Below are 17,439 nucleotides of genomic sequence, written 5' to 3' on the forward strand. Positions count from 1 at the left end.
ACGATACCGTATATATTTTGCAGGGTTCTCGCGGAGCACAGGGTTTTCCGTCGGCTTGGGGGCCAGCGGGCGAACGCCCTGTTCGAAGATTGGGGGCCAATTCGTACCACTGTGCAGGACCACCCGAATTGGGCGGTCGGTGTTGTTAATTGGTTGGGGCTTTGTCCGGTACTGCATTTAGGGTCGGGCACATGATTTGAGGACGATTGGGGCAATTGAAGACATCAGGGAAAACCACGGATCGCACTCCGTTTGATGCCTCGCGTTACAGCGGGGATATTGCCATTGTGGGCATGTCACTTTGCGTGCCGGGCGCCCAGTCCCCCGGCGAATTCTGGCAAAATCTGCGCGACGGCGTGGAATCGATCCGCCCTGTCAGCGAAGACGACCTCTTAGCCGCAGGCGAAGACCCTGAGACACTGTCCGACCCCAATTATGTTGCCGCCACCGCAGCGCTGGAGGGCTATGCTGAGTTTGATGCCGACTTCTTCGGTTTCAGCCCGAAAGAAGCCGCGATCCTTGACCCGCAACACCGCAAATTCCTGGAGGTCGCCTGGGGTGCGATGGAGGATGCCGGTCATCCACCCGAAAGCCTTGATGGTCCGATCGGAGTCTATGCCGGCTGCGGCATGGGCAGCTATTTCTACTTCAACATCTGCTCCAACAGGCCGCTGGTCGATGATGTCGGTATGTTCCTGCTGCGCCACACCGGCAACGACAAGGATTTCCTATCCACGCGCGTCAGCCATGTGTTCGACCTCAAAGGCCCGTCCGTCAACATCCAGACCGCCTGCTCGACCTCTCTGGTGGCAGTGCATTACGCCAGTAAGGCCCTGCGCGAAGGTGAGTGCGAGATGGCTCTTGCCGGTGGCGTTACGATTGAGCTGCCACAGGGCCGCGGCTACCTGTTCAAAGAGAACGAGATCCTGTCGCCGGACGGCCACTGCCATGCGTTTGACCATCGCGCACAGGGGACCGTTTTTGGCTCCGGCGCGGGGGCGGTTGCGCTGCGCCGCCTGGAGGACGCGCTGGCGGATGGCGATCACATCTGGGCTGTCATCAAGGGCTCGGCGATCAATAATGACGGTGCGGATAAGGCAGGCTATCTCGCCCCCTCGGTCGAGGGGCAGGCCAGCGCCGTGCGGCAGGCGCTGCGCGCGGCAGAGACGCCGCCGGATACCATCGACTATGTCGAATGCCATGGCACTGGAACCTATCTGGGCGACCCGATTGAGGTCACGGCCCTGACCGAAGCCTACCGCGAGACCACGCCTGCGGTCGGCTATTGCCGTATCGGCTCGGTGAAGACCAATATCGGGCATCTGGATACGGCCGCCGGTGTGGCCGGGCTGATCAAGACAACGCTGGCGCTGCATCATGGCCAGATCCCGCCTAGCCTGGGGTATGAGGCGCCCAACCCGGCCATTGATTTTGAAACCTCACCCTTTGTGGTCAACGACCGCCTGTGCGACTGGACCTCTGCCAAAGGCCCCCGCCGTGCTGCGATCAACGCGCTCGGGGTTGGCGGCACCAACGCCCATGCGGTGCTGGAACAAGCCGCCCCCCGCCCCGCCTCGGATGAAAGCGATTTCCCGTTTCAGGTGCTTTGCTTGTCTGGCCATTCTAAAGCAGCACTCAATGCCAATGCTTCGGCCCTGGCCGCCCATCTGCGCGCCAATCCCGATCTGCCACTGGCAGATGTGGCCTACACGCTGAAGGAAGGCCGCCGCGGCTTTGCCAAGCGTCGGACGTTGGTCGCCGAAACCCCTGAGGAAGCCGCCGCCCTGCTGGACACGGGCGATCCAAGGCGGGTGTTTGACCATGATTGCGCCGAAAGCACCCCTGAGGTGGTCTTCATGTTCCCTGGTGGCGGCGCGCAATATGCGGGCATGGCGCGGGATCTCTATGAAACCGAACCGGTTTTTGCCGATTGGATGGACCGGGGTCTGGATCACCTTGAGGGCCAGCTGGACTATGACATTCGCGCGCTCTGGCTGCCGGATCCGGGGCAGGAAGACACCGCAAATGCGCGCCTGCAACAGCCATCCGCGCAGCTGCCGCTGATCATGATCGTGGAATTCGCGCTGGCGCAACTGTGGATCAGCTGGGGCGTGCGCCCCGCCGCTCTGGTGGGCCATTCCATGGGGGAGAACACCGCAGCCTGTCTGGCCGGGGTGCTGTCGTTTGAGGATTGCATCGATCTGGTGCTGCTGCGTGGGCGGCTGTTCGACAACGTACCCGCCGGCGGCATGCTGTCGATCTCGCTGCCGCTGGAGGAGGTTGAGGCCAGATTGTCGCCGGATCTGGACATTGCCAGCGTCAATGCCCCCCGCCTCACAGCTGTCTCTGGACCACAGGCCGCACTAGATGCGCTGGCAGCGCAGTTGACCGCGGATGAAGTCGATCACCAACGCATCCAGATCGACATAGCTGCCCACAGCCGTATGCTGGAAGGCATTTTGGACGAGTACCGCAAGTTCCTGCGCGGGTTGACCTTAACCGCCCCCGGTCGCCCAATCCTGTCCAACCGTAGCGGCCAGATCCTGAGTGATGCGGAGGCTACCGACCCTGAGTATTGGGTCGGTCAGCTGCGCAATACGGTGATGTTTTCCGCCTGCCTCGAAACGCTCGCCGAGCAACCCAACCGGCTTTATCTCGAGGTTGGCCCCGGCAAGGCCTTGTCCTCGCTGGCGCAGATGGCCCCGGCGATCAAGCCCGGTCAGGTGCTCAGCTCATTGCGTCACCCCGACCAGATGATGGCCGATGATGCCTATTTCTTTGGCGTGATCGGACGGCTCTGGGCCGCAGGGCTGGAGGCGGACTGGGATCAGATCTGGGGAGATGCCCGCCGCCAGCGTCTGCCGTTGCCGACCTACGCGTTTCAGCGCAGCCGCTATTTCATCGAACCCGCTGCCCCGGCCACTGCGGACACAGCAATCAGCGCGCCCCAGCGCCATGACGACATGTCACAATGGGGATCGCGCCCCAGCTGGCGACCAGCGCTGGCCAGCTGCGATCTTGATGTTACCACCGAACTGGATCAGCAACCTGAAACCTGGCTGCTGTTTGAGGATGACACCGGGCTGTGTGCCGATCTGGCGCCGCGCCTGGAACAGGCAGGGCACAGGGTGGTGCGGGTCACCCCCGGCGACACCTATGCCCAGCTGAGCGAGAGCCGCTATATGTTGGCCCCGGAACAGGGGCGCGCGGGCTATGATGCGCTGCTTGCCGATCTCGCGCTGGCGGATTTGCTGCCAAGTCGCATTGGCCATTTCTGGCTGGTCACTGAGGGCGAGAGCTTCCGCCCCGGCGCCTCCTTTTTTGATCGTAATCTGGAGATGGGGTTTTATGCGCTGACCGCGCTGGGGCAGGCGTTGGCCCAGATTGACCTTCCGCATCCCCTGCATATGACGGTCTTTACCACCGGGGCGGCACAGCTGCGCAATGAGCCGCTGCCGTACCCGGAAAAGGCGATGATTGCCGGCCCTGCCGGCGTGCTGCCGCGCGAGATCCCCGGCCTGACCTGCGCCACGGTCGATATCGAACTGCCAACCCGCCCCAATGGCCTGCGTCGCTGGCTTTCGGATCAGGCTCCGATGTCAATCACTGACCGCCTGCTGGAGGACTTGCTCTCGGAACCTGCGAATGACACGGCGCTCTGGCGCGGTGACAAGCGTTATGCCTTGCGGTGGCGCCCAGTGGCACTGCCAGACAGTGCGCCTGCATCGTCGCATTCTGGCTTCCGTGAAGGTGGCACCTATCTGATCACCGGTGGCTATGGCGGCATTGGACGCACGGTCGCGGCGGACCTGATGCAAAGCTTTAACGCCAATGTGGTGCTGATCTCGCGCGGCGGGTTGCCGCCGCGCGACGATTGGGACAGCTATCTCAATCGTCACAGCCCGGCCAATACAACCGCGCAACGCATCCGCGCCGTGATGGCGCTGGACGCACTTGGGAAAGGCCGCGTCTTGCCGCTGGCCGCAGATGTCTGCAACAGCGAGCAAATGCGCACCGCTGTTGCAACAGCCGAGGAGATCTTTGGCCCGATCACCGGCGTCATCCACGGCGCCGGCCAGATCAACGATGCGCCGGTTCTGGCCAAAACAGAAGAGGATATCGCTCAGGTTCTGGCTCCCAAAGTCAGCGGGCTCAGAGTGCTCGACGCCATCTTCGGCGCAGATCAGCTGGAGTTGATGGTGCTGTTTTCCTCCTCCTCTGCGGTAACGCGCCCGATTGGTCAGGTCGATTATGTGGCTGCCAATGAATACCTCAATGCCTTTGCCAAACATCGCAGCGCCCTTGCCTCCCCGGATCAGAGAACGCATGTGGTATCTGTCGATTGGGGTGTCTGGGCGGACGTCGGGATGGCGGCGGAGGCCCTCGGCGCACACAAGCCCGAGGCGGGCAGCGACCCCATCCCCTGCGATCAACCGCTGTTTGACAGCCGCCAGTTTGCCCATGACGGCAGTTTGCTGTTTCACCGCCGATTGAGCAGTGATCAGTGGATATTGGATGAACATCGCACCAGGGATGGCACCGCGCTGATCCCCGGCACCGGATATTTCGAATATGCCGCTGAGGCGCTGGCGGAGCTGGGCCATGACGCGCCTTTTGCGCTGCGCGATCTCTATTTCCTGCGGCCTCTGGTGGTGGCAGGAACGCCCTGCGATATGATCGTCCGGCTGACTCCGGTGGAGCGGGGTTATGATTTTGCGGTCTACAGCCGTACGGCGGAAGGCTATGCGCTGCATGTACAGGCGCTGCTGGACACCGATCTTGACCGGGACACGCAAGCGCCGGTCGATATCCCTCAGCTGAGGCTTCGCATGCCGGAGGTATCGGAGACCACACCGGCGGAGCGGCTGAAAACACCGCAGGAAGCACATCTTAAATTCGGTCCACGCTGGCATGTTCTGGAAGAGATACGCCATGGAACCGCAGAAGGTCTTGCCCGACTGAAGCTACCGCAGATTGCCGAAAAAGATGGCACCCTTCTGCCCCCCGGGCTGATGGATCTGGCCACCGGCTGGGCCATTGATCTGGTCCCAGCCTATCGGGGCAGCGCGCTTTGGGTGCCGGTGTCCTATGACAGCATCCAGATCTTCGCGCCGCTGCCGATTGACCTGCTGAGCCATATGCGGCTGGTCGACAGCTCTGCAAATAGCGCGCGGTTCGACATCACGCTGGCCGCTACGGATGGCACTGTGGTCGCAGAAATGCGTGGGTTTCAAATGCAGCAGCTGCCCGGTGCGACCAATCTGGCCCCGGCGGACGGCGCTGACGCCAGCGCCGAGGATCTGGGACTGATGGCATCCGGCAGCGCGCAGCCCTTGTCGCCGGAGGAAAGGCGCCTTCACCGCAATATCGCGCAAGGAATCCGTGCCGAGGACGGTCCCGAGGCCTTGCGCCGGGCGCTCGCCACCGGGCTGTCGCAGGTGGTGGTCTCGTCGCTGGCGCTGCCGGATCTGATGGCGCAAGCCGATCAGCCGCCCCCGCAGAATGCCGACACCGACCAGAGCTTTGAGCGACCACAGCTGGACACCGAGTACCTTGCCCCGCGCAATGCCGTGGAGGAAGATATCGCCGCTCAGTTCGCGCGTCTCCTTGGCGTGACGCAGGTCGGGGTTGAGGACAGTTTCTTTGACCTTGGCGGCCATTCTCTGATCGCGGTTCGGCTGTTTGCGCAGATCAAGCGCAGCTTTGGGGTGGATCTGGCGATCTCCACCCTGTTTGAGGCCCCCTCTGTTGCCAAGCTGGCAGAGCTGGTGATTGCGCGCACCGGTGGCGGTCTCACCACCGAGACCCCGGTTGAGAGTGCAGGTGACACCGCCGCCGAGACCCCCAGCTACACCCATCTGGTCCAGCTACACCCCGGTGATGGCACCGGGCGGCGACCGTTCTTCCTGGTGGCGGGCATGTTTGGCAACGTGCTGAACCTGCGCCATCTGGCCCTTATGGTTGGCAAGGACCGTCCCGTTTACGGGCTGCAGGCCCGAGGGTTGATCGGCGAGGATGCGCCGCATGATCGTCTGGATGCAGCGGCCCGTGATTATCTGTCGGAGATCCGCGGTGTCCAGCCAGAGGGGCCGTATCTGCTGGGCGGGTTCTCCGGCGGCGGGCTGACCGCCTATGAGATGGCCCAGCAACTGCAGGCTGAGGGTGAAGAGACTTCCGCTCTGATCCTCTTGGACACGCCGCTCCCGCTGCGTCCAGAGCTGACGCGCCGCGACAAGGCGCTGATCAAATGGGCCGAACTGCGCAGCAAGGGGATCGCCTATCTGGGCGAATGGATCACCAATCGCATCGCCTGGGAGATCGAGAAACGCCGCTATGCTGTCAGCGGCGACAGCGCAGCGCCAGTGTTCAACAACCGCAAGGTCGAACTGGCCTTCCGCGCCGCCCTGCCCGCTTATGATCTGCGCCCGTGGTCCGGGCCCATGACGCTGTTCCGCCCGCCACTTGACCGGCACTGGCAGGTCTCTGCCGGGAATTGGGTCAGCCGCGAGCGGGAATATGTCTTTGATGACAACGACTGGACCCGCTGGGCCCCCGCCGTTGAGGTGGTCGAGGTGCCCGGCGATCACGACAGTATGGTTCTGGTGCCCAATGTCAGTGTGCTGGCTGGAGAGGTGAAGGCGCGACTGGATGCCGCCGACGCCGCAGCGCTGGCCCGCAGCACCGCGGAGGCGGCAGAATGACCAACGCCAACGCCCCCTCCGCCGCGCAGCCTTCGGACACCTCGTCGGGCGGTACAAATGCGCGCATTCTGACCATCATCCTGAACTATAAGACGCCGCAGATGACGCTGGACTGCGCCGCTGCCGCGCTGGAGCAGATGGAAGAGCTGCCCGGCGAAGTGGTGATCATCGACAATGGCTCCGCCGATGGCTCTTATGAGCAGCTGCTCACGGCGGTGCAGGCGCGCGGCTGGCTCGACAGCGGCCGCCTGCGTCTGATCGCCAGCGACCGCAACGGCGGGTTTGGCGCGGGCATGAACATCGGCTTTCGCCTTGGCCTATCCGATGGCAGCGCCCCGGAGTTCTATTATCTGCTGAACTCAGATGCCTTTGTGCAGCCGGGCGCGATCCGCGCGTTGCGAGATTTTCTGCAAGCGACCCCCAGCGCCGGTCTGGTCGGCTCTTATGTGTGCGGCACCGATGGGACGCCTCATTGCACCGCCTTTCGCTTTCCCACCATCGCGGGGGAGTTTGAATCCTCGGTGCGAACCGGCATCGTGACGCGCCTGCTGAAAGATGCCGTGGTGCCGATGGAAATCCCCACCACCCCGACACAGCTGGATTGGACCGCTGGTGCCAGTCTGATGATCCGGCGCGAAGTGATTGATGCGGTAGGCGGGTTTGACGAGACGTTCTTTCTCTACTTTGAGGAAACCGAGCTGTGCCACCGTGCCGCCCGCGCGGGCTGGAGCACGCATTATCTGCCGGAAAGCGAGGTGGCCCATGTGGGATCCGCCTCGACCGGGATGAAAGACTGGCAGCGCACCCCGCAATACTGGTTCGACAGCCGGTTGCATTACTTTCTCAGCACCCATGGGCGCGCCTACACGGTTGGGGCCACATTGGCGCTGATCAGCGGCAGCCTGCTCTACGGGCTGCGGCGGCTGGTGTCGGACAAACCGGCCTCCGATCCACCCTATTTTCTGCGGGATCTGATCGTTCATCACAGCCGCGCGATCTTTCGCCGCCGAAAAAACCAACCTATGGAACCGCGCCAGACCCCGTCTCAACCGGAGGAGCAGAAATGACCCCATTCTCCTGTATCGTTCTTGGCAATAAATCACTGCTTGTTGCCTGCGCGGACACATTGCTGGCCCGCAGCCACAGCATCGCCGCTGTGGTCACAAAAGACGCCGAAATCCGCCAGTGGGCCGCTGACAAGGGCCTGACTGTGCTTGAAGACGCACGCGATTTTGACGGGTCTGTGGACTGGCTGCTGTCCATCGCGAACCTTGAGATCATCCCCGACAGCGTGCTGGCCCGCGCAGCGAATGGCGGCGTCAATTTTCATGATGGCCCGCTACCGCGTTATGCCGGTCTCAACACCCCGAACTGGGCCCTGATTGAAGGGGCTGAGGACTACGGGATCACCTGGCACATGATCGAGGGCGGCGTGGATGAAGGTGATATCCTCGCCCAGCGCCTGTTTGCGATTGCCGGGGATGAGACGGCCTATAGTCTCAATGCCAAATGCTACGCCGCCGCGATGGACAGCTTCGGCGATGTACTAGGGCAGCTGGAAACCGGCACACTGGCGCGACAGGCGCAGGATTTCAGTACCCGCAAACTCTATACACGCGCTGACCGGCCCGAAGCAGGCGCATTGCTGGATCTGCCGCAATCCGCCGCGGACCTGCAGCGGCTGGTGCGCGCCCTTGATTTCAACGGGTACTGGAACCCGCTTTGTGCTGCCAAGATCCAACTACCTGCAACCAGCGAGGCGCCAGTAGCGTTGATCGGCACCGCAGAGATCGCAGAGGGATCCGGCGCGCCGGGCACTGTGCTGAGCGTGGACGACACGACGATGACCTTGGCCTGCGGCGATGGCGCGCTGCGGATTGGCGGATTGCACCACTGCGACGGACGACCGATCCGCGCCGTCGACCATGTCAAAACCGGGGATAGTCTTCCGTCTCTTGATGCAGCGGCCCGCAGCGATTTGACCCGGCAAATGGCCGCGACGCAGGCCAGCGAGGGTAAATGGCGCAAGGCGCTGGCGGCCCTGCCCGCTGTGGATCTGCCCTTGGCAGGTCCGGCAGCTGATGGTGCAGCCAAAATCAACCATCTCACGCTGTCCAACGATGCACCCCTGACAGAGGTCGATGTGCTGAGCGTCGCTCTTGCCCTCATGCTATCCAGCTCCGGTGCGGAGGCTGCTGGCATCGCGCTCAGCACGGACGCGCTGCAGGAGACTGCCATCGCGGGGCTGATCTCTAACTGGGTGCCGGTGCAGGCCCGCCGCGATGCGCCCCTGGACGATCTGCGGTCCGAATTGGCTGCAGAGCTGGGCAGCACCCGCAGCAGCGGCGGTTTTGCCGCTGATCTCATTGCCCGTGCGCCGGAGTTGCGACAGACCGGGGGCAGCGGTTTCTGTCCGGATATTGGCTGCATGCTGGGGCGTGCGCAGCATATCGACGGTTGTGCAGCGACCCTGTCCCTGTCGGAGGGCGCTTTGGCCCTGCACATTGATATTGCGCGGCTGGATGCGCAAGCGACCGAGCTGCTGGTGGGGCGGGCCGAACTGCTGATCGACGCGCTGACCTCGGCCGCCGGTGGCACCATCGCCGATTTGCCGATCCTGCCGGAGGCCGAAAGACGCCAGATGTTGGTGGACTGGAACAGCACCGCCCGTTCCGACATCGGGCAAAGCACCATACCGGCGGAGTTTGCAGCCCAGGTTGCACGAACCCCGGACGCTACGGCGCTGGTCTATGAGGATCAGAGCCTGACCTATGCCGAGCTCTCTGCTCGCGTTGATCATCTGGCTGCCCTCCTGCGTGACCGTGGAGTGAAGCCGGGCAGCCATGTCGGTATTTACCTGGGGCGCGGGCCTGATCTGGTGATTGCTGCCCTTGCCACGATGGCGGCAGGCGGGGCTTATGTGCCGCTGGATCCGGCCTATCCGGCAGATCGCATCGCGCATTTCATCACCGACAGCGCCGCAAGCGTGATCCTGACCGACACCGGGCACCGCGACCAGCTGCCCGGCAACCTGTCGGCCGATATCCTGTGCCTTGACGCCCTGCCCGAGATCTCCGCCGTGGCCGAAACTGTGGCCGAAACGCCTGCCACAGCGCCCACACCAGAGGATCTGGCCTATCTGATCTATACGTCCGGCTCCACCGGCACGCCCAAGGGCGTGATGGTCCGCCATGGCAATGTTGCGAATTTCTTTGCCGCCATGGATGACCGCATCCCGCATCAGCCGGGGGACTGCTGGCTGGCGGTGACCAGCCTGTCGTTCGACATCTCGGTGCTGGAACTGTTCTGGACCTTGTCGCGCGGCTTCAAACTGGTGCTGTCCAGTGATGAGGCGCGGTTGCAGCTGTCCAATGGCCCGGTCGCCACCAGTGATCGCGGCATGGATTTCAACCTGTTTTACTGGGGCAATGACGATGGTCCCGGCCCGCGCAAATATGAACTGCTGCTGGAGGGGGCAAAATTCGCCGATCAGCACGGGTTCAACGCGGTCTGGACACCAGAGCGACATTTCCACGCCTTCGGCGGGCCCTATCCGAACCCGGCAGTGACCGGCGCGGCGGTGGCTGCAGTGACGAAAAATATCGGCGTGCGCGCGGGGTCCTGCGTGGCGCCGCTGCATCACCCGGCCCGCATTGCCGAAGAATGGTCGGTGATCGACAATCTGACCGGCGGACGCGCAGGTATAGGCTTCGCCTCTGGCTGGCAGCCGGATGACTTCATCCTGCGCCCCGAAAATACGCCCCCCGCCAATAAGCCTGCGCTGTTCGAGGCTATAGAGACGGTGCGGAAACTCTGGCGCGGAGAGGAGGTCGCCTTCCCGCGCAAGGATGGTGGCGAACACGCGGTTCTGACCCAGCCGCGCCCTGTGTCAAAGGAGCTGCCGGTCTGGGTCACCACGGCAGGCAACCCCGAAACCTGGCGTGAGGCGGGCAGTATCGGGGCCAATGTGCTGACCCATCTGCTGGGACAAAGCATTGAGGAGGTCGCGGGCAAAATCACCATCTATCATGATGCCCTGCGCGCCGCCGGTCACGACCCGCGCGATCACAAGGTCACGCTGATGCTGCACAGCTATCTCGCGGACACCCGCGAAGACGCCCGCGCCACAGCCCGAGAACCGATGAAGGATTACCTGCGCGCGGCGGCTGGTCTGATCAAGCAATACGCCTGGGCTTTTCCTGCGTTCAAAAAACCAGAAGGGGTGAAAAACCCGTTTGAAATGGACCTCGGCATGCTTTCGGCAGAGGAGCTGGAGGCCATTCTCGATTTTGCTTTTGAACGGTATTTTGAGGATTCTGGCCTGTTTGGTACCATTGCCGATGCCCTGCAGCGGGTGGAGCAGCTCAAGCAGATCGGCGTTGATGAGATCGCCTGCCTGATCGACTACGGCATTGCACCGGAGATCGTGCTGGAGGGGCTGAAACCCCTTGCGGAGGTCCTGCGCCTTGCCAACGCCCCGCAACAGCTGGCGGCGGAGGATGTCTCGCTTGCGGCGCAGATCCTGCGCCACGGCGTCACACATATGCAATGCACCCCGTCGATGGCCCGGATGATCACCGCAGACGCCGATGCGCGCCCGGTGCTGGGGCGGCTCTCGCATCTGTTCATCGGGGGGGAGGCGCTGCCGGGCGATCTGGTGGCCAGCCTGCGCGCGACAACCGATGCCGACATCCACAATATGTATGGCCCGACAGAGACCACCATCTGGTCGACCATGCAGTCGCTTGCGGAGGTGCCAACTGGCACGGCGCAGATCGGTGTGCCGATTGCCAATACCACTGTTTATGTCGTCAATGACAGCCTGACCCCGCAGCCGATTGGGGTGCCCGGCGAATTGCTGATCGGCGGTGCCGGTGTGACCGCCGGTTACTGGCAGCGCCCAGATCTCACGGCGGAGCGTTTTGTTCCTGATCCCTTTGCCGATGCGGGGACGCATGTCCCCTCAACCCACCTTTATCGCACCGGGGATCTGGTGCGCTGGCGCAGCGACGGTCAGCTGGAATTCCTGGGCCGCAGCGATCATCAGGTCAAAATCCGCGGCCAGCGGATCGAACTGGGCGAAATCGAGGCCGCGCTGGCGGCGATGGATGGCATTACCGGGGCCGTTGTTATCGCCCGCGAAACCGCTGGCGACACCCGGCTGATCGCCTATGTAACCGGACCTGTGGCACCGGATCAGGCGGCGCTGAAGGCCGCACTCACGCAGCAACTGGCTGCGGTCATGGTGCCGAGCCATATCGAACATCTCGACGCCTTCCCGCTGACCCCAAACAAGAAGATCGACCGCAAGGCGCTGCCCGATCCAAAACCGGTACAGATTTCCGTGCCCACCTCCGACGCGCCGCTCAGCGCCGGGGCACAGAGCAAGATTGCCGAAATCTGGAGCGGTATCCTTGGCGTCAGCGGCATCGGGGCAGAGGATAATTTTTTCACCCTGGGTGGCCATTCCCTGCTCGCGGTACAGGCCCACCGCGACATTCGTGGCGCGCTGGATGTGCCAAAGCTGTCGATCACCGATATCTTCCGCTTCCCGACCCTGTCGGGATTGGCAGGCCACATTGACGCGCTGACCGGCGCTGGTCCCGCTGAGGAGCACGTGGCCGAACCCGCCGTCGACGCCGCAGCGAAATCCGACATGATGTCCAAGCGCCGCGCAATGCGCGCCAACCGCAAGGCCCGCAGCGGATGACCCTGGTTGAGCCATCCTTGCGCAGCGCGCGGCACCGGGCGCTGATCCGCCCGTTGTTTGAAGATGGTGTTGCAGTGGAGGTCTGCGATCCGCAGGGAGATCCACCCGTGCCCTTCCCTGAGGAGGCCGCCTGCCTGTCGCCAAACGCGGTGGCGAAGCGGCGGCGAGAGTTCGCAGCAGGCCGTGCCGCGGCGCATCAGGCAATGGCAACGCTGGGCCTGACACCCAGCGCAATTCCCGTCGGGCCAAAACGCGCGCCGATCTGGCCGCCCGAGCTGGTTGGGTCGATCAGCCATTGCCGCAGCACCGCCGTTGCCGTCGCCGCCCGACCGCAGCAGATGCGCGGACTGGGCGTTGACGTCGAGGAGGACACGCCGCTCGCCGATGATCTGATCCCGCAGATCTGCCGCCCGGCGGAACGTCTCTGGCTGGCACAGCAGACCAACCCCGGCCAACTGGCCAAAGTGATATTTTCTGCCAAAGAAGCCGCGTATAAATGCCAATATCGCCTGAGCGAGCGGTTTTTCGGCTTTGACGGGATGGAACTGGAGATGCGTATGGCAAACGACACCGATCAGATCAGCGGGCAGTTTTCTGCGCGGTTTACGGCTGATCAACTGCCCTTCCTGACGGGGGACAGGATTGAGGGGCGATTTGTCATCGGGGAGGGGCTGATCGCGACCGCCGCACAGCTGCCGCAGGTGCAATGATCGGACGGCGTGGTTTTCTGGCACTTCTGTCCCTGTTGCCAATCGGCGCGCAGGCGACCCCCTTCGCGCTGCCACCTTTGACCGCGCCGGAGGGGCCGATGCGGGTGTTCCACCTTGGCCACTCACTGGTTGGGCCGGATATGCCGCATATGGTACAACAACTGGCGCCGGAGGGGCATCGGTATAACAGCCAGCTTGGCTCCGGCACGCCCTTACAGGATCATTGGGAGCCGGATCTGGAGATCCTGCATTTCAATCAGGTGAACACGCCTCCGGTCTGGCGCGACGCGCGCGAGGCGATTGGATCGGGCGACTATGACGCCGTTGTGCTGACCGAAATGGTCGAGCTGCGCGATGCATTGCGTTATTTCAAAGGAGCGCGGTATTTTCGCCAGTGGGCAGATCTGGCGCGCGCTGGTGCCGCGCAGACGCGGATCTATCTCTATGAAACCTGGCACCCGCTGGATACCGCTGATGGCTGGCTGGCGCGGATTGACGGCGATCTGGATCAGCTGTGGCTTGGCGGGCTGGCTGGATCGGACAGCCGTCGCAACCCGAAGCGCCCCGCCTATCTGATCCCTGCGGGCCAGGTGATGGCGGCGGTTGTCCGCGCTGCTGAGGCCGGACAGATCGACGGGCTGACCCACCGCGAAGACCTTTTTGCCCGCACCGAGGAGGGGGCGCTGGATCAGATCCATATCAATGACCTGGGGGCTTATATTGTTGCCCTTACCCATGTCAGTACACTTTATCAGCGCTCCCCGGTTGGCCTGCCCCATCAGTTGCAACGCGCCGATGGCACCCCGGCCGATGCCTTAAGTGCTGAAGCCGCGCGGCAAGTGCAGAACATCGTCTGGCAGGTGATCACCAGCCACCCACGCACCGGCGTGTCCTCATGACACTGGCGGATCTGGTCGCCAGCGTGGTCATGGTCGGCCATTCCCTGTTCGGCCCCGACAATCCAGTGATGCTGGAGCAGCTGCTGACGCAGCAACCCGCCCTTGCCGCCGGGCAGACAGGCGACAGCATCACGGTCGAGGCGCAGATCATCAACGGCGCCCCGCTCAGCTATAATTGGGCCCATGCGGATCAGGCCGAGGGGATTAACGCCCGCACACGGCTGGTCGACGGCATAGATGTTCTGATCGTGACCGAAGCGATCCCGCTCGCCAACCATCTGAAATGGAGCGATACCGAGGGGGCGCTGACAGAGTTCTACACCCTCGCCCATAGTGCCAATCCCGAGGTCGAGGTCTATCTGCAGGAGACCTGGCACAGTCTGAGCAGCGGCACCGGGGTTGAGGTGCCATTTGACGCGGGCGCGGCGATGCCATGGCGCGACCGTTTGTCGGCGGATCTGCCGCGCTGGCAGAGCGTTGTCGATACGGTGAACCGCAAAACCGGCGGCAAGATCAAACTGCTGAAGGCGGGCCAGGCGATGGCCCGGCTGGATGACGCCATTCAGGCCGGAACCGTGCCGGGCCTGAGCCGGATCGAGGAGGTCTTCGCCGACGACATTCACCCCAATGATCTGGGGTTCTATTTCCTCTCTGCCCTGCAATATGCGGTGCTGACCGGCCAGTCGCCCGTCGGCCTGCCGCATCAGCTGCGCTCATCATGGGGCGGTCGCTATAAGGCGCCCGCGCCCGCACTGGCGCGACGGCTGCAGGAGATCGCCTGGGATGCGGCACGGGAGCGGGTGCAAAGGGCCTCCCTGCCCTCAGATCCGCCGCCCCTGCCCTCGGATCCGGTGTTGCCCACCTTGAACCAGCCGGTGCAAGCCAGCCAGAGCGTTGCGTCTGACGCTGTCACGACGCGGGCAGAACCTGCTTTGATCGACGTGCCCAAGCAGCCGATTGCAATGAACCTTTCCTCTATCGCTGATTGGAGTCCGCAGGCGCCCTTCCTCGACCATTTCAAGACCGCGCGCCCCTGGATTGGACATATCGCAGGCCAGTGGGGGGGTGCGGATTATTCGGATCTGGCGGCAGCGGGATACCTGGACCCGGAGGGCTGGCCCACTGCCATCCCGCCGGAACTGGGCTCGGTCGGCACCCTGATCCTCACGGATCTGCCGGAAGAGGCCAGCAGCCTTGCGGGGCGGTATGTGCTGCAATTCGAAGGCGACGGGATTATCGAGGTCACTGGCCGGGCAAGGAACATCCGCTACGGCAAAAGCGAAATCCGCTTTGACTATACCCCGGGGGCCGGCGCGGTTGAAATCCGCATTCAGCGCAGTGACCGGCAAGGGGTCGGCGACTACGTGCGCAACATCACTGTGGTGATGGAAAAACACCTGCCCGACTGGCAGGCGGGGGCGCTGTTCAACCCGGATTGGATCGCCCGGTTGCGCGGGTTTGCGGCGTTGCGATTCATGGACTGGATGGCCACCAACGACAGCACTCAGGTCGGCTGGGAAGATCGCCCGCGGGTGCAGGACTACAGTTGGACGGCGCAGGGTGCCCCGGCGGAGGTGCTGGTGGCACTTGCAAATCACCTGCAAGCCGATCCGTGGTTCACGCTGCCGCATATGGCCGACGATATCTATATCGGCAACTATGCGCGACTGGTCCGCGACCAGCTGGACCCCGGACTGACCGCCTATGTGGAATACTCCAACGAGGTCTGGAACTGGCAGTTCGAACAGGCGGTCTGGGCCGATGATCAGGCCCGTGCGCGTTGGGGTGGGCAGGATCTGTGGATGCAGTTTTACGGGGGCCGCGCCGCCGAAGTTGCGATGATCTGGACGGATGTCTTCGGCGACGCGGCAGAGGATCATCTGGTGCGTGTGGTCTCCACCCAGACCGGCTGGTTGGGGCTGGAAGAGCAGATATTGGCGGCGCCCCTTTGGGTGGCCGAAGACCCAGCACGGCGCCCGCCCGCGCGCCTCTTTGATGCCTATGCGGTGACCGGCTATTTTGGTGGCATTCTTGGCCTGCCCGACCGTGCAGCCACCCTGCGCGCCTGGATCGCGCAAAGCCGGGAACAGGCTGCAGCGGCCGCTGAGGCCAAGGGGCTGCGCGGGGCCGCAGCTGGGGAATTTGTTGAGGCCCACCAATATGATGCCGCCAGCGCCCTGGCCGCCGCAGAACTGCGCGACGGGCTTGCCTCCGGCAGTTCCGAGGATACTGTCAGCGATCTTTTGGGGCGGGTCCTGCCCTATCATGCCAAGGTCGCTGAGGCGCATGGGCTTGACCTGATCATGTATGAGGGCGGCAGCCATGTGGTGGGTCTTGGCGCGATGGTGGATGATGAAATGCTGACCGGGTTCTTCAGCCATTTCAATTACACCGAAGAGATGGGCGCGCTGTACCGCAGTCTTCTGGCAGGCTGGCCGGAGATAGGCGGCCACCTGTTCACCGCCTATTCGGATGTTTCATCCCCCGGCAAATGGGGCAGCTGGGGCAGCCTGCGCTATGTGAGCGATGACAATCCGCGTTGGCGCGCGCTGGAGGCGGCAAAATGACACCGCTCATAAGCGTGCTGATCCCGGCCCACAATGAGGCGGGCTATATCGGGGCCTGCCTGTCGGCGCTGTTTGCGAGCGATCCCTTGCCGAAGGATATACGGGCAGAGGTGCTGGTAATCGCCAATGGCTGCACCGACAGCACCGTCGCGGAGGCTCGTGCAGTGGCGGTACCGCAGGGGTGGACCTGTGCTGTGATCGACCGGCGCGAGGGTGGAAAAATCGGCGCACTTGCAGAGGGTGAATTGCGCGCCGCCGGATCTGTTCTGGTCTATCTGGATGCAGATGTGATCGTATCCCCCCCGTTGATGGCACAGATCTGCGCCGCGTTGACCGGGGATCAACCACGCTATGCCAGCGGCACGCCGCAGCTATTCCCTGCCCGCAGCCGGGTCAGCCGTCTATATGGGCGGTTCTGGGCAAAGCTGCCCTTTGTACGCGAAGGGGTGCCGGGGTTCGGCCTCTTTGCGATGAACCGCGCCGGGCGGGCGCGCTGGGGGCAATGGCCGGATGTCATTGCAGATGATATCTTTGCCCGGCTTAGCTTTGCTCCTGCGGAGCGGGTCCGGGTGCAGGCCAGTTACCAATGGCCGCTGATCGAGGGGTTTCGCAATCTGGTGCGGGTGCGCAGGCGCCAGAATGCCGGAGTGGCAGAGATTGCAGAACGGTTTCCCGCTCTGCTGACCAATGAGGATGTCCACCGCCCTGACCCAGCTGCGATCCTGCGGTTGGCGCTACGTGATCCGGCGGGGTTCATGACCTATGCTGCCGTGGCGCTGGCTGTGAAATCACCGCTGTTTCGCACCCGAAACGAGGCGCGCTGGACCCGTGGGCGATAGGTATATCTGGTCG

At 63.4% G+C, this 17,439-nt stretch carries 7 protein-coding genes; all 7 read left to right on the forward strand.

Features of this window, described 5'->3' with window-relative positions:
* Nucleotides 1-215 precede the first annotated feature (215 nt).
* Genes OO25_RS12175 through OO25_RS12205 form a run of 7 tightly spaced genes read left to right on the forward strand, consistent with a single transcriptional unit; the run spans nt 216 to nt 17,426 of the window.
* Nucleotides 216-6,701: a type I polyketide synthase gene (locus OO25_RS12175; protein ID WP_040180400.1), complete on the forward strand. Its 6,486-nt coding sequence runs from the start codon at nt 216-218 to the stop codon at nt 6,699-6,701.
* Nucleotides 6,698-7,768, forward strand: coding sequence for a glycosyltransferase family 2 protein (locus OO25_RS12180; RefSeq protein ID WP_052465672.1), 1,071 nt, complete (start codon nt 6,698-6,700; stop codon nt 7,766-7,768). Before OO25_RS12175 ends, OO25_RS12180 begins: the two co-directional genes overlap by 4 nt.
* Nucleotides 7,765-12,411 carry a MupA/Atu3671 family FMN-dependent luciferase-like monooxygenase gene (locus OO25_RS12185; protein WP_040180402.1) on the forward strand — a complete coding sequence of 1,549 codons (4,647 nt, stop codon included), beginning with the start codon at nt 7,765-7,767 and terminating at the stop codon, nt 12,409-12,411. The genes OO25_RS12180 and OO25_RS12185 overlap by 4 nt, the downstream gene beginning before the upstream one ends.
* Nucleotides 12,408-13,121, forward strand: coding sequence for a 4'-phosphopantetheinyl transferase (locus tag OO25_RS12190; RefSeq protein WP_040180404.1), 714 nt, complete (start codon nt 12,408-12,410; stop codon nt 13,119-13,121). The genes OO25_RS12185 and OO25_RS12190 overlap by 4 nt, the downstream gene beginning before the upstream one ends.
* Entirely contained in the window at nt 13,118-14,020 is a 903-nt protein-coding gene (locus tag OO25_RS12195) for a hypothetical protein (RefSeq protein ID WP_040180406.1), read from the forward strand. Before OO25_RS12190 ends, OO25_RS12195 begins: the two co-directional genes overlap by 4 nt.
* Nucleotides 14,017-16,587 (forward strand): hypothetical protein, encoded by a 2,571-nt coding sequence (locus tag OO25_RS12200; protein WP_040180408.1) that lies wholly within the window; start codon nt 14,017-14,019, stop codon nt 16,585-16,587. The genes OO25_RS12195 and OO25_RS12200 overlap by 4 nt, the downstream gene beginning before the upstream one ends.
* Complete coding sequence (locus OO25_RS12205; protein ID WP_040180409.1) at nt 16,584-17,426, forward strand: glycosyltransferase family 2 protein; 843 nt, start codon at nt 16,584-16,586, stop codon at nt 17,424-17,426. The genes OO25_RS12200 and OO25_RS12205 overlap by 4 nt, the downstream gene beginning before the upstream one ends.
* Nucleotides 17,427-17,439 lie beyond the last annotated feature (13 nt).

The sequence above is a fragment of the Phaeobacter sp. S60 genome (assembly GCF_000826845.1).
GTDB classification, from domain to species: Bacteria; Pseudomonadota; Alphaproteobacteria; order Rhodobacterales; family Rhodobacteraceae; genus Phaeobacter; species Phaeobacter piscinae.